Origin of the sequence: Sporosarcina cyprini, assembly GCF_022048975.1 — a bacterium.
In the GTDB taxonomy this organism is placed as follows: Bacteria; Bacillota; Bacilli; order Bacillales_A; family Planococcaceae; genus Sporosarcina; species Sporosarcina cyprini.
This window is the reverse complement of record NZ_JAKMHX010000018.1, coordinates 67,580-81,751: the sequence shown is the minus strand read 5'-3', so window position 1 is coordinate 81,751 and position 14,172 is coordinate 67,580. Positions and strand designations below refer to the sequence as shown.

The following is a 14,172-nucleotide window of genomic DNA, read 5'->3' as shown; positions in this document are numbered from 1 at the left end:
AATTGATCCACTGAAAATAAATGTGCAAATGATTCATTTGCTAGTGGAGAATCGGCAATGAAAAAAACACGCCAGAAAAGTACTCCCTCTTAGAACTTTACAGGAAATATAATGACTGCAAGCAAAGAGCTTTTTGACGAATGTACCTTTGCTTTAATTAACAAACCGACAGGATGGATGCACATCTTTGGGGCATGATATCTAAAAAAGTAAAAGACGGGTGTTCTTAGTTGAAGAAAATGCACTGTTTGCTTCTTTTCATCCTCTATTTTGTCAATCATACTGTGGTTTTTGCTCAACAGGAAATACGCCAGCCTGTGTTTGTAACTCAGCAATTTATCGGTGGGAATTTAGTTTATCTAACCAAGGAAGAGGATGAAATAAAAAAATACACAAAAGAACCTTTTCTGGAACAATTGGCTTCACATGCATTAGAGTACGAAAATATCCAAAATATAAAAATTGAAAATAAATCTGGACTTCAGCGTAGATTTAGTATGAATGATGGTTATGAAGAACGAGTCATCAGAAAAGTGATCTATTGGCTTAATAACTCCAAACTTGTAAGTGAAGGAATTGAAGAAACAATAAATAATCCATCTAATAAATTGACGTTAAACATGTCGAATGGTGATGTCATTACTATTGAACCTGCTTATCTTTGTACAGACGAAAATAATAAAAACATTTGTACAGAGAAAGAAGGGGATTTGATTGTTTCTAATAATCAACATAAAGTGAAAGTAATCTCACCAGATCTTTTTGATTGGATCTTGGTTGAGTGGAGAAAAGAGCCTAAGGGACCTGCAAAGGAAGAATTACTTGAAGAAGCATTGTATACCCGTTATTTATATCAATTGGATCCTTCTTATTCAGATTTCATTATGTGCCCCAAAATTCATATTGAACCTATCGACGGAGACACAAGGAGGCACATCGTCTTTGCTAGTGCTTTGAACTATTCAGGACACCATGGAGGAGATTATGATAAACTGACGTTTTCTGTTAGCGATTCAAACCTAACTGGTTTGCAAATCACAAACGTCAATATACAAAAGCATATTTCGCAAGAGGAAAGCCTCGAACAATGTAGAAACTTTGATTAAATTTACGGAATCTTATCAATGGGTCTAGAAGCCAAAAAAACCTTGGTCACAAAAACAGCCCTTTAGCATACAGCTAGGGCTGTTTTTGTGCATGATACTGCCTATAAGACAATATTGAGTGGGCAAGTATTCATACTGAATGTTGTTTGTTCATAACCAAAAAGTATTAATAGAACGAACCCGCCACAAGATTCCCCTTATAAAACACGGCTTTTCGTTTAGCTCGTCTTGCAACCGTTTCTGCAGAGCAGCTTGCTTCTGCAAAGACGATATTTGCCTCATCGCCAACTTGTGGCCACAGTCGTTCTCCTGTCTGACTCAAAGGAGTGATGCCGCCGGAAATAAAACCGATCGTTTCTGCTAGTTTGCGCTCCGTTACTCGGCCGGACAATTCCGCGAACCGGCCAGCACGTTCCAGGATATCGCCATTCCCGAACGGAGACCATGAATCGAAAATGTTGTCACAGGCAACTGCGACTTGAACGCCTTTTTCATGCAAGAAATTCACTGGAGGAATGACTCTTCCGATAGGTACACTCGTGATAATTGAGATTCCAAGCTCAGAAAGCATTTGAGCCATGTCATCTGCTTCTCTTCCAGCCATATCTCCTAATGCAAATGCGTGGCTAACCGTCACACGGTCCTGCCATCCTGCCTCCTCCGTTAACTTGGCAAGTCTTTTAATCGTAGCCAATCCAAGTTGACCAGGATCGTGTAAGTGTAAATCGATATCAACATTTCCTTCAACGGCGATTTCCATCAATTCTTGCAAGGACCTTTCCATGTCCCCGTCAACAGTTGCTGGATCGACCCCTCCTACTAAAGTGGCACCTTGACGAACGGCTTGCCTCACTAAATCCTGACTGTTCGACAGAAGCAATCCGTGTTGCGGGAAGGCGACGATTTCGTGGGAAAGCCTGCCTTCATAATCGGATAATGCCTCCTGGACAGCATACAGGTTATCAAGCCCTACTTCAGGATAAATGTCGACGTGCGTTCGGATATGTGTGGAACCCGCCTTCATCAGCGTTTCAATCAGCACTTTTGCCCTTTCTTTCGTTGTCGTTGGCAAAGTAGGGAGAACCCGTTTTTCTATCTCAAACCGCTCAAATATATTGGCTGCAGGTGTGACGGGCCTCCATTGGTCACCAAGCAGTGTTTTGTCCAAATGCACATGCATTTCTTTGAAAGATGGCAGAGCCAAAAGGTTTCCGGCATTCTTTCTCGGCAACTTATCGTCTATTGACGTATCGGAAGAAACAATTTTAGCGATCTTCCCGTCTTCAATCAGGAGGTGAAAGGTGTCGGTTTGAGTTCCTGTGATCACCTCATTCTCAAAATGGTATCCATTTTCTAACCGTACATTTGTTAACCAGTAGGATGAATTCATATGGTTTCCTGCTTTCTATCTTTATTTTTTCGTATTATAAACTAAAAATTCTCATGAACCTATTATTTAATCTGGTTCGACATGTATATGGACATCGTATACGCCATAATTATTGATTAATAGTGACTCTACCCGAGTGGCAATTTCGTGTGCTTCTTCTATCGTTAACGATGCCTCAACCAGAATGACAGCGTCGAGTACTTCGTTATTTCCATAAAATCTACCTTTCATCTCTTTCACGGATATAACTCCGTTGACTTCTGTAATGATCTTTTCATATAGATTAATTTTATCCACATCAAAACCATCTGAAAGTTCATGGGAGGCGGATTTGAAAATATCCCAGGCTGTTTTACAGATCAACAGACCGACAATGATGGCGGTCACGGTATCCAGCCAACCCATGTTAAATTGTGAAGCAAAGATGCCTATCGCTGTTCCTATACTGACCCACGCGTCGGAAATATTATCTTTCGCAGCCGCCATAACCGCCTTGCTATTTATTCGCGTGGCTAGTTTTTTGTTATATCGATAGACGAAGTACATAATGATTGCTGAAAAAACACCTGTAACAGCTGCTCCTAAATGAGGAGGCTCTTTGACGCCTTGGAAGGTAGACATGATTGCCTCGTTTAATACTTGAATCCCAACCGCCAGCATGATGAAGGATGCAACCATTGAAGCGATCGTTTCACTTTTCCAATGCCCATAGCCATGATCTTGATCTGCTGGCTTTTGTGAAATCCGCAATCCAATCAGTACGGCAACCGATGCAATAATATCGGTCGTGTTATTTAAACCATCCGCTCGTAAGGCGGCAGAATCACTCCAATATCCTACAATGAGTTTAATGATGGAAAGGCATATATAAGCAATGATACTTATGATGGCTCCGCGCTCTCCTAATTTTAAGTTTTTGTATTTTAGATCTTCCAACTCCTTCACCTCCTTTCGATATCCTTAGATAATTCCTTAGGGAAACATTCTTTCCTGTAAGCAACAAAAAACCCTCGACTGATTACAGTCGAGGGAAAGGAATTACTAAATATATGGAATGTAGTTAATTTTATTCGTATCAATTGAATCACTCACTTAGTTAAGGCGTTCTTTAACAATAGCATGAATGAAGTAGGGTGACAATTATAAGTATGCTTATTATGATCTAGCTAGTTGATTAAGAAGCTTATCCAGTACGGACTATAACGATGAGAACTAATCTGTTGTGTAAAATAACCGAATCACTCGAAAGCCAGTTTTAGTTTTCAATCCAATAATAAAGGTGCTTTACCACTTCGTGTTGAAATATGTTTAAGAATGAAAGAAGGGGGAGAGGTCTGATGAAAAAATTAGTAATTGATCATTTAGATGAAACAAGAAACAACTTAATGAAAGAATTAGCATATGTAAGTGATGATGAATTTAACAGTAAACCTGATTTAAATAGTTGGAGTATAGCTCAAGTATGCCATCATTTAGTTTTAGTGGAAGCAGCAACAATAAAGGCGGTGGCCTGGGGAATCAAAGAGGACGAGAAGACGCCAAGAGAACCTCGAAAAATTGATCTTATCTTTGATAGGACGAGAAAAATTCAAGCTCCGAAAATTGTTGAACCGAATATTGAACCATTTACAGTTCAACAAATAATTGATTTGCTAAATAGTTCGAGAGAAAAATTGGTGGCTTTTCTTAGTGGAATAGAAGACGAATCTATCTTGACGAAAACAGCTGTAAAGCATCCGGCTTTCGGTGAATTGCCTTTAAATCAATGGATTGAACTAATTTATTTGCATGAACAGCGTCATATCGAACAAATAAAAGAGATAAAAACACGACTGGCTGCAAACACTGAACTCTGATTATTATATGGCATTCGTTTAACAAAACAGCCCTAGACATCCGGCATAATAGAACTGTCTTCGGGGAAGGGGATTTTTCCGACAACCAATATCCAGTCAAGATTACAACCCTTTACTAAATAATCTTGTAATACCAAAAGGTCATAAACTGTGATGTTCGTTCACAAATCTAATATATGAATGATTAAAAATCTATAGAAATAACAACTTTCTTAAAGATAATTGGTAAGAATACAAATACTAAGGTCTTACGACTACAGACGAAAATAAATAGATTTATCATTTACCAATTTAAAAAGCGCTGCTAAGGCGCTTTTTCTATGCGGAAAATTATTGGGGATCAAGATACTGCTTGCATTAATGTAATGAAAGGATACTATGGCATGAAATGAATCATTTATTTAATGGGATATCTTATAGGGATAGACGTCCATTCTTGTACTTAAATAAAATAGTTGAATCGTTTGTGAGTTGGTTTTTATCTAATAGGTGAGAGAAAAGAAAGGAGGCTGCCCGATTGGTAACGAAACGAATGCTCGTTGTCCGAGCAAAAAAAGGAGATGCGGAAGCGCTTCAAACACTTATTCATGAAGAAAAAGAGAAGTTGTATAAAATGGCATATGTATATGTGCAGAACGAAGATGATGCGTTGGAAGTGTTTCAAGAAACCGTTTATAAAGCAATCAAGTCAATTGCCAAGCTTAAAAATAATGATTATTTTTCCACATGGATGACACGAATCCTAATAAATACAGCTATAGCGTTTTTAAAGAAAAAGCAAGGGATAGTCCCATTAAGTCAAGAAGTACTTGAAAACTTAGGCGAGCCATGGCATATGAAAAAGGAGGAACAGTTAGATTTACTGGAAGCAATGGACGAAATCGAAGAAAAGTATAAAACAGTTCTGCTGTTGCGGTTTTATGAAGATTATTCGATATCTCAAATCTCTAAGTTTCTTCATTGTCCCGAAGGAACGGTTAAGACGAATATTCGCCGGGGATTAGCGGCGTTAAAGAAAAAAATGAAAGGGGTTTATAAAGATGTCAGACAAAATTCCCATGTTTAAAAAAGAGATTGATGATATTCCGGTGCCAGTTGATAAGTTGGATGATATTATTACAAAAGCAGTTCAGGAAGGTGTACAGAAGAGAAAAAGGCTGAACGGAAACAAATTATTGTTAAGCGTGGGTGCCATTGCTGCTACACTTGCCTTGCTAATCGGTTCAGCGACAGTTTCCCCTGTGATGGCGAACATCGTTTCACAAATTCCGGTTCTTGGTTCTATTTTTAGTGAGTCTGGAGATCCAGGATTGAAGCGAGTAAGTGAGTTAGGCTTGACGCAAGTGGTTGGAGAGTCAAAGACAGTCAGAGGAAATACGATTACGATTGATGAAGTGTTTTTTGACGGAACTCGTTTAACTGTTGGTTATTCGTTAACATCAGAGGAACCGCTGGGTGAATTTTATTTGGATCAAGGTATCGATTTTACCATTGACGGGAAGAAATTTTCATTTGGGGGGAATGGCGGAGAAACAGAGATAACGCCGACTTATCGAAGGGGGATTTATAATATTGAGCCTTCAGGCATTGATGTTCCAGAAGAGTTTAAACTGGGATTATCCTTTGAAGGGAAGGGTGGCGAACGCTGGAAGTTCTTTATTCCGGTTAAAACGCAGACAGGAGCAGAGTTTGTTACAATTGATGAAACGCAACAAGCGGGAGGCGTTGGGCTTAACATCTCGACACTTGAAATCAGTCCAGTTGGCCTTCGCCTAACATACAATACAGTTGCGGAAGAAAATGAATTCTTTTCTGGTGCATATATAAAATTCAAGGCAGTGGATTCTTCCGGCAATGAACTTACAATCAGTTCGGAAGGTGGGGGTCATTCAAAAAATGAAAATGGTAAAATATATGCCAAAGGAAATTCGCTGTTTGAACCCATTGATGAAAGTGTGACAAAGTTAACTATTACTCCTTATCTTGATTTATCCTCAGTAGGAGGCGGTGTGGAGTTCGATGGGGCTGGTAATGAAACGTCAATTGATTTTGAGCCGAATAAAGAAGAAATTAAGTTCGATAGCTTCACTGTAACGCTTCCGTAATGGAGCACCTACAGGGAAAATGGCTTGAAGCTTTGTTAATAAATGATAAAATCTGTCTGACACAAAAATTAACTGTCAGACAGATTTTTATTTATCACCCATCCTGATAGTTTAGGAAGTGACAGTGTACCTTGTTACATTCAATAGTTGTCCAAATTCAGGGGGGACTAAAGGGTTAGCATACAATCTATATACAATTTTATATGAATGAGTAAACTCATTACTTTGCTTGCGGATTTGTTACAAATCGGCTTAGAAGGCTTTTTTGTTGTTCAACAAAAGAATGGTTGAACAAGGATTTATAATAGTTTTGTAGAATTATTAGCATAGGAATTAGAGCTTCACCATTCGAGAGTTTCAATATTTCAATTGAAGTGTTCTATTCATTAATAAAGCTGTGGTTACTATCTTAGAAGTAAAAACAAACTTGACAGTAACAATTAAAGATGAGGAGTGAAATTATGAGATTTTTGCTTACTTCTGGAGGCATCACAAACAAAAGCATACACGACGAGCTGGTTGACATGCTGGGCAAGCCGATTGCTGACTCAAACGCTTTGTGCATCCCCACTGCGATGTATGGACACCCATGGGTTGGCCCTGGCGTCAAAGCCTGGGAATTCATCAGTGGGAAAGAAGAAAATCCCATGGTCAACCTCGGTTGGAAATCCATCGGCATCTTGGAGCTCACAGCGCTTCCAAGTATAGACGAAAACCACTGGATACCCGTGGTTCAGGAGACAGATGTATTGCTGGTGTCAGGTGGCGACGCCCTTTACCTTTGTCATTGGATGCGTCAATCTGGACTGGCAGACCTTATTCCGTCACTGAACTCAGTCTATGTGGGAATGAGTGCTGGGAGCATGGTGATGACCCCTAAGATAGGGGAATACTTCGTTGGCTGGACTCCACCGAGTGGTGGTGATGAAACACTGAGCCTCGTTGACTTTTCAATCTTTCCGCACCTGAATCACGAGCTGCTGCCGGGGAACACCTTGGCTGCCGCAGAGAAATGGGCATCCAGTATGCAAAACCCTTCGTATGCGATTGACGATCAAACCGCAATCAAAGTAATCGAAGGAGCGGTGGAAGTTGTATCCGAAGGGCATTGGAAACTGCTTACAACTTGATATCTTTTAAAACTGAGTTTAACAAACATGTGTTTAAGGTGAACAAGAAGCTGCTTTAAGAGTAAGATCTAAGAAATCTAATCCCGGGGAATGAAACGTGGCATTATAAAGAGGAGTGTGAAGATAGTAGAGGGGGAAATCAGCGGACAAATTGCGGACAAAAGGTAATAAAACACAAAAAAACAGCCCCTAGGCATCCGGCCTAATAGGACTGTTTCTGGAGAAGGTTGTTGTTCCGACAACCTTCCTACGGGTTTGGCACCCAATGATTCCGACTGGGCTCGAACCAGCGACCTCTACCCTGTCAAGGTAGCGCTCTCCCAGCTGAGCTACGGAATCGATTTTGCTAGGATTGTTCTCTTGAACACATTTATTATATTAGCATGCTCGCTAGGTTGATGCAAGCGTCTGTTGAAAAATAAATATTTTCAGTTATTGTTGACAGTCATCGAAGGTCTGCCATACAATAAAAGGAGATTGGTTTTGATTGGAACAAAGAGAGGTGCTCTTTTTATGAGTGAAGTAGGATCGAAATAGGATGAACTGAATGAAATAACTCAACCTGAGTTTCGTGTAGGGGGAAATTATCCTGCCGTTTCTTTGTGTTGCCTTATTTCGCCAACCTATGAAGATACCTACATCGCTTTATAAGGGTCCGGTCTGTCGTTAGTCTCAGCTAACGGTTTTTCTGCATCTTTATAATTCGAACTTCGAGCAGTCGGGTATCCCGCTGCTTTTTTATATTGGGACGGTTTTCTTGCTGTAGAGTGATTTCTCCAGCGGATCGTTCCCATTCATCCTCCAATAAAATCAGTTGAATGGGTATCTTCATTTATTACAAAAATGAGGAGCATGCCGAATGAATGAAATGACATATGAGAAATTGCAATGGAATGAGTTGAAGCTACGGTTAAAAGAATACTGTTCCAGTGAATTGGGGCAGCAGCTGGTCGAGCGGCTTCAGCCGAGCAGCCAGTTGAAGATTGTCGAAGAGCGGCTGCGCGAAACATCGGAAGCCCGGACGCTCGTTGATATGGATACCCATTTGCCGATGGCGGGAGTCGCCGCCGTGCACCGAACGCTGTCTAAACTTGAAAAAGACATGATGCTGGAGCCGGCTGACTTTACAGGGATTGCTGACTTTTTGCGGAGATGCCGGAAAATTAAACAGTTTATGCAGGAGAAATCGTTTTATGCTCCGACGTTAAGCAGTTATTCACAATCCATGACGGAGCTCCCGCAAGTGGAAAATGAAATCGCATCGGTTATTGCAAACAACCAAGTAGCTTCCACTGCCAGCCGCCAACTTGGCCGTATCCGGAAAGCGATGGAAACGACGAAGGGGAAAATTCAGGAACGACTTCAGAAGTTTTTGCGGAATCCAGCCAATAAAGAGATGATCCAAGAGTTCTTTATTAGCCAAAAAGACGATCATTATACGATTCCAATTAAAGCTACCTATAAACATCAGATAGAGGGAGTCATTATTGAGCAATCGTCAAAAGGTTCTACTGTTTTTATCGAGCCGGCAGTCGTTGCCAAGCTGACGAGTGAGCTGTCGATTCAGCGGGCGGAGGAAGCGGTTGAAGAGTACCAGCTTTTGGCTACGCTGACAGGGCTCGTAGCAGAACATTTACAAGCGATTAAAGTAAATATTGAATTGATCGGGCAATACGATTTCTCCTTTGCGAAGGGGAAGCTCAGTAAGCAGATGGAAGGAGTCGCGCCTCGTGTCAATGAACATGGCTACAGCAAGCTAGTTGACTGTAAACATCCTTTGCTCGGCAGCCAAGCCGTTCCTTTGAACTTTGAAATTGGAGATTCTTATCGAGGCCTGATTATTACCGGACCGAATGCAGGCGGGAAAACGGTCGTCTTAAAAACGATTGGATTGTTAACGTTGGCCACGATGGCAGGCCTCCATATTAGCGGTACGACGGAGACGGAGATTTCCCTATTTCATCAGATCTTTGTTGATATTGGTGATAATCAAAGCATGGAGAATGCCTTAAGCACATTTTCATCTCATATGAAAAATATTTCGGACATCATGCGAGTGGCTGACCAACGGACACTGCTGTTATTTGACGAAATTGGAAGTGGTACTGAACCGAACGAAGGCGCGGCTCTTGCTATTGCGTCTTTGGAGGAGTTTTATCAAATGGGATGCATCGTTGTTGCCACGACGCATTACGGAGAGATCAAACGGTTCTCGGAGCAGCATGATGACTTTATGAATGCAGCAATGCAATTTAAAAATGAAACACTGGAGCCGACGTATCAGCTACTGATCGGAATGTCGGGGGAAAGCAATGCTTTGTGGATTGCGAAGAAAATGGAGCTGCATGATAAGGTGATCACGAAGGCAAAACGATATATGAATGAAAAAGAATATGATTTTGCGAAAGTGAGAAGTGAAAAGATCCGAAAACCACGACTTCTGAAACAAGAAAGCGAATTGGTATACGAGTATGCCATTGGTGACAAAGTAAAGCTATTGGAGTCTGGAGAAAGCGGGATCATTTATCAAGAGCGGGATCAATTTAACAATGTCGTGGTCTTTTATGAGGGAGAGTTTATGGAAGTGAATGTGAAACGCATTGCTTTGGAAATTCCGGCAACGGAATTGTATCCACCGTCGTACGATTTGCAAACGCTGTTCACTTCCTATGAGGAACGCAAAATGGAGCATGATTTGGCCAGAGGTTCGAAAAAGGCATTGAAGAAGCTGCAAAAGGAATTGCGTGACCGTTAACTCCCTAAAGAAGCAGCTTGGGTATTAAAAAATCGTCAGAGATCGCAACGTTTCCATTTGCCTTGCAGGCAAGGAATCGGGGCATTTCTGACGATTTCCAACTTTGTATTCGTAAGCGTAAGATTCTCAATGTGTCATATTTTCGTGTTCTGTTATAACGTTGCCGTCATTAAAGTAGAGGAAGGTTTCTCCTTCAAGGTCTGAGATTCGCTCCTTGTTGAGTCCCAATGAAAGATTTCCTTCAAAAATCGTTTCCCACCAAGTTTCTGTTGTCGTCATGTCCTTTTCCTCCATTTCGTGTTGAATCGTTTTCGTTTATGTGGTTATTCTTTACCCTGAAAAACTTCTCACCCAAACACAAAGGACGCAAAAAGAATCATTAGGCCTATCCCGGGATGGTATAGGCTTACATGCTATTCTTCAAAAAGGGACGCCGGTTCACAATAGGACGTGCTTGTCATTCGCAGACTTTTTAATCTGTGGTGATCTTTTTTCTTAATACAAGTATATGTTTCGAGTCATTTCGCCAAACTGCGTAATTGGTCGGAAATTAGCGGAAGTAAAATTCAGTCCTTTTGCTATATTGACATTCTGACTCGGTTTATTATTTTTTGCATGAAATTGAGTTTCCGGCTATGATGGCGTTAACGAGTAAGAGGAGGGAACTCTTTGGAAGCCATACATGTCGAACAGATTATCGAGAAGCAACGAAATTATTATTATTCTGGCGCGACGAGGCCAGCATCGTTTCGAAAAGAGATGCTTGACCGACTGCGCGGTGCTATTTTGCAAAATGAAAGTGAAATCCTCGACGCCTTATGGAAAGACTTGCATAAAGGTCCTTTTGAAGGGTATATGACGGAAATTGGTTTTATTTTGGACAGCATTTCGTATATGATGAAAAACCTGGATGACTGGATGGAGCCGGAACCTGTTAAAACACCGCTCCATTTGCAACCTGCTCAAAGTAGTGTCATTCGTGAGCCGTATGGATCCGTATTAATTATCGGTCCATTTAATTATCCTTTCCAGCTTGTAATGGAACCTTTGATTGGTGCAATAGCAGGAGGCAACTGCGTCGTTGTGAAACCTTCTGAAAATGCGCCGCATACAGGGGGAGTTGTCCAAAAAATCCTCGCGGAAACCTTTCCATCAGAATATATATATGTAGTAGAAGGCGGCGTGCGCGAAACATCTGCCCTGCTTCATGGACCTTTCGATTACCTCTTTTTCACGGGAAGTGCCCGGGTCGGAAAGATTGTAATGAAGGCAGCTGCCGAGCGGCTTACGCCATTTGCGCTGGAGCTTGGGGGAAAGAGCCCTGCGATTGTTGACCAGACTGCCAAGCTGGATAAAGCGGCGGAGCGCATCGTTTGGGGGAAATTCCTGAACAATGGACAAACTTGTGTCGCACCCGACTATGTTGTCGTTCATGAATCCGTTCATGATGACTTTGTGATGGAGCTGAAAAAGGCTGTGTACAGGTTTTATGGAAAGGATGCATCACAAAGTCCGGATTATGGAAGGATCATTCATGAGAATCACTTTGACCGTCTTGAACATCTTTTGCAAGGTCAGCGTTCGAATGTTGTGTTCGGAGGACATGTAGATCGAGAAGAGCTATATATGGAACCGACGTTGCTGGCAGGCGTCACTTGGGAAGATTCGATTATGGAAGAGGAAATTTTCGGGCCGATTCTTCCCATTTTGTCATACCAACATCTAGGTTCCTTGATTCATAGGATTCGTCAGTTGCCGAAACCGCTGGCAGCCTATATGTTCACGGAAAATAAGAAAGCGGCGGATTATTTTGCAGAACAATTGCCGTTTGGCGGCGGGTGTGTCAATGACACGATCAGTCATGTGGCTAATCTGCATCTGCCGTTTGGAGGAGTAGGGCCTTCCGGCATGAATGCTTATCACGGGAAGGCTAGCTTTGATACATTCACGCATGCAAAATCCTTGATGCATAAAAGTACTGCCATTTCAGTCAGGTTCGGTTTTCCGCCTTACGGAAATAAATTATCTTTGCTAAAGCGGCTTTTAAAGTAAACGAAAAAGCTGGCATAAAAGCTCTCTAGTTTAGTAGGCAGTAGAGCATAACGGGTGTTTTTCGTGGCGACAACTCGGCTCGTTAAAATAAAAGAAAAAGAACTTGTTAGACGAAAGAAGAGAGTATGGAGAACCGACCGTTCCCCATACTCTCTTTCATTTCTCTATATTGGAGAGTTTATTAACAAGCCAGCGGGTTCATTTTGACGATTGGAAAAGTCAAAGAAACAAGAGTACCCGTCCCTGGATCGCTAGTAACTTCGATTCTGCCTTTATGATCATATATGATCTTTTTTGTGATGACCATACCGAGTCCGGAGCTATCCTCTTTCGTAGAATAAAAAGGCTCAAAGAGTTGTTCGAGTGCTTCGTTATTCATGCCTGATCCGTTGTCGTAAATTTCAATGCTTAGCTGATCAGCTATAATTTGGTTCTTAATTTGCAGAACTCCTCGATCAGAAAGTGCTTCTACGGCATTTCGCAGAATATTGATAAAGACTTGTTTAATACTTTCTTCATTGCCAAAAATATAAGCTGGATGTTCCGCTAGATGAATGGAACATTTAATCTTTCTCATTTGGAATTCATTTTCAAAGAGATTGATGACTTCCAACAGTGCATGTTCAATATCAAATTCGCTTGTCTTTTTAATATTAGGCTTGGAGAAGATGAGAAACTCACTTGAAATCAAATTGATCCTTTTAATTTCCTCGCCCATAATTTCAGTAAAATGCCGGTACGGATTCGCTGGATCATCATTCATCATTTGTATGAAGCCAGAAACAGAGGTCATTGGATTTCTCATTTCATGGGCTACGCTTGCAGCCATTTCCCCAATGGCCTTTAATTTGATGGCATCCATCTTCAGTTTTTCGGCTTGCAGCTTGTCCGTAATATCTCTCGCAATGACGGAAAACGCAATGATTTCTCGCTGTTTATTGTAAATCGGAGCGATGGTCATTTCGGCATCAAACAACGTCTCGTCTTTCCGCATTTCCTTTGTCCTCAAATGAAAACTTTCCCCTTGCTTGACGCGTTCGGTCCGATGAACGACGCCGCGCAGCTCACTGTCAGGATAAAGCTGAATCTTTTTCCCTTGGCACTCGCCCTTTTTCCAGCCATACATCGTTTCGAACGCAGGATTTACCGTAATGATGCGTAAATCTAAACTGAATACGGCAATGGCGTCTTGTGCATGTTCGAAAAATAAATGCAAATATCCATCTTTCGAGGTTAGCTGTTCTTCTTTCCGTCTGTTTTCGACAAATAATCTCTTCCACTCAGGCCCCACCCTGAAGACGAAAAGGACAGTCAGAATGAGTACCATCAGTAGTAAGAATACATAATGTGCGACGAGACGTGAGTGATCGATAGTTAAATATAAATCATGAAACAGGAAATATAGAATCGTCAGCTGGAATGATGTAAGTGAAACTAAAAAGATAGTTGTTCGTTTGTGATTATAGACGAAAGCAAAAATGATTGGGAAAAGCAAGTAAAGTAAAAAGGGAATATCGGGATATAGGAAATTGAGAAGGAATACATATAGGTTTGCGCCAAATAGAATAAGCGTGCGTATAGATGTTGCGTATCTTCTATCGTTAAGTCTGCATAGAATCAGCAATAGCGCAGTGTAAAGAAAACCGGCGAGCACGAATACCCAGTATAGTTTATAATCTGCAAATGGCAGTACGAAGAGTTGAACGATGACGACAGAAGCGAAAAAAAGTATAATGAAATTATTGTGGGATTGGATCAGCTTATCAGTTTCCACTTTC

At 41.2% G+C, this 14,172-nt stretch carries 11 protein-coding genes and 1 tRNA gene; 7 read left to right on the top strand and 5 right to left on the bottom strand.

Features of this window, described 5'->3' with window-relative positions:
- Nucleotides 1–230: 230 nt before the first annotated feature.
- A complete protein-coding gene (locus tag L7D49_RS05925; protein ID WP_238079905.1) occupies nt 231–1,106 on the top strand; it encodes a hypothetical protein in 876 nt (291 codons plus the stop codon).
- A 166-nt stretch (nt 1,107–1,272) separates the two neighbouring features.
- Here L7D49_RS05925 and L7D49_RS05920 read toward each other — a convergent pair whose 3' ends face one another.
- Complete coding sequence (locus tag L7D49_RS05920) at nt 1,273–2,496, bottom strand: amidohydrolase (RefSeq protein WP_238079904.1); 1,224 nt, start codon at nt 2,494–2,496, stop codon at nt 1,273–1,275.
- Between the two features lie 66 nt (nt 2,497–2,562).
- On the bottom strand, nt 2,563–3,432 hold the full coding sequence (locus L7D49_RS05915) for a cation diffusion facilitator family transporter (RefSeq protein ID WP_238079903.1): 870 nt from the start codon (nt 3,430–3,432) through the stop codon (nt 2,563–2,565).
- A gap of 401 nt (nt 3,433–3,833) precedes the next feature.
- Here L7D49_RS05915 and L7D49_RS05910 point away from each other — a divergent pair, with 401 nt between their 5' ends.
- The 4 genes from L7D49_RS05910 (at nt 3,834) to L7D49_RS05895 (ending at nt 7,587) form a co-directional block, all read left to right on the top strand.
- Nucleotides 3,834–4,352: a DinB family protein gene (locus L7D49_RS05910; RefSeq protein WP_238079902.1), complete on the top strand. Its 519-nt coding sequence runs from the start codon at nt 3,834–3,836 to the stop codon at nt 4,350–4,352.
- Between the two features lie 517 nt (nt 4,353–4,869).
- On the top strand, nt 4,870–5,418 hold the full coding sequence (locus L7D49_RS05905; RefSeq protein WP_238079901.1) for a sigma-70 family RNA polymerase sigma factor: 549 nt from the start codon (nt 4,870–4,872) through the stop codon (nt 5,416–5,418).
- Nucleotides 5,393–6,457, top strand: a complete 1,065-nt coding sequence (locus L7D49_RS05900) for a DUF4179 domain-containing protein (protein ID WP_238079900.1) — start codon at nt 5,393–5,395, stop codon at nt 6,455–6,457. Before L7D49_RS05905 ends, L7D49_RS05900 begins: the two co-directional genes overlap by 26 nt.
- Before the next feature lie 461 nt (nt 6,458–6,918).
- Nucleotides 6,919–7,587: a Type 1 glutamine amidotransferase-like domain-containing protein gene (locus L7D49_RS05895; RefSeq protein WP_238079899.1), complete on the top strand. Its 669-nt coding sequence runs from the start codon at nt 6,919–6,921 to the stop codon at nt 7,585–7,587.
- A gap of 266 nt (nt 7,588–7,853) precedes the next feature.
- Here the strand turns inward: L7D49_RS05895 and L7D49_RS05890 are convergent.
- A tRNA-Val gene (locus L7D49_RS05890) sits at nt 7,854–7,926 on the bottom strand.
- A 520-nt stretch (nt 7,927–8,446) separates the two neighbouring features.
- Here L7D49_RS05890 and L7D49_RS05885 point away from each other — a divergent pair.
- On the top strand, nt 8,447–10,342 hold the full coding sequence (locus L7D49_RS05885; RefSeq protein ID WP_238079898.1) for an endonuclease MutS2: 1,896 nt from the start codon (nt 8,447–8,449) through the stop codon (nt 10,340–10,342).
- Between the two features lie 126 nt (nt 10,343–10,468).
- On the opposite strand, the gene L7D49_RS05880 is transcribed toward L7D49_RS05885, so the two are convergent.
- Complete coding sequence (locus L7D49_RS05880) at nt 10,469–10,621, bottom strand: hypothetical protein (RefSeq protein WP_238079897.1); 153 nt, start codon at nt 10,619–10,621, stop codon at nt 10,469–10,471.
- A 390-nt stretch (nt 10,622–11,011) separates the two neighbouring features.
- On the opposite strand from L7D49_RS05880, the gene L7D49_RS05875 reads away from it, so the two are divergent.
- Nucleotides 11,012–12,394 carry an aldehyde dehydrogenase gene (locus L7D49_RS05875; protein WP_238079896.1) on the top strand — a complete coding sequence of 461 codons (1,383 nt, stop codon included), beginning with the start codon at nt 11,012–11,014 and terminating at the stop codon, nt 12,392–12,394.
- 181 nt (nt 12,395–12,575) lie between these two features.
- On the opposite strand, the gene L7D49_RS05870 is transcribed toward L7D49_RS05875, so the two are convergent.
- Nucleotides 12,576–14,168, bottom strand: coding sequence for an ATP-binding protein (locus L7D49_RS05870; protein ID WP_238079895.1), 1,593 nt, complete (start codon nt 14,166–14,168; stop codon nt 12,576–12,578).
- Between the last annotated feature and the right edge of the window lie 4 nt (nt 14,169–14,172).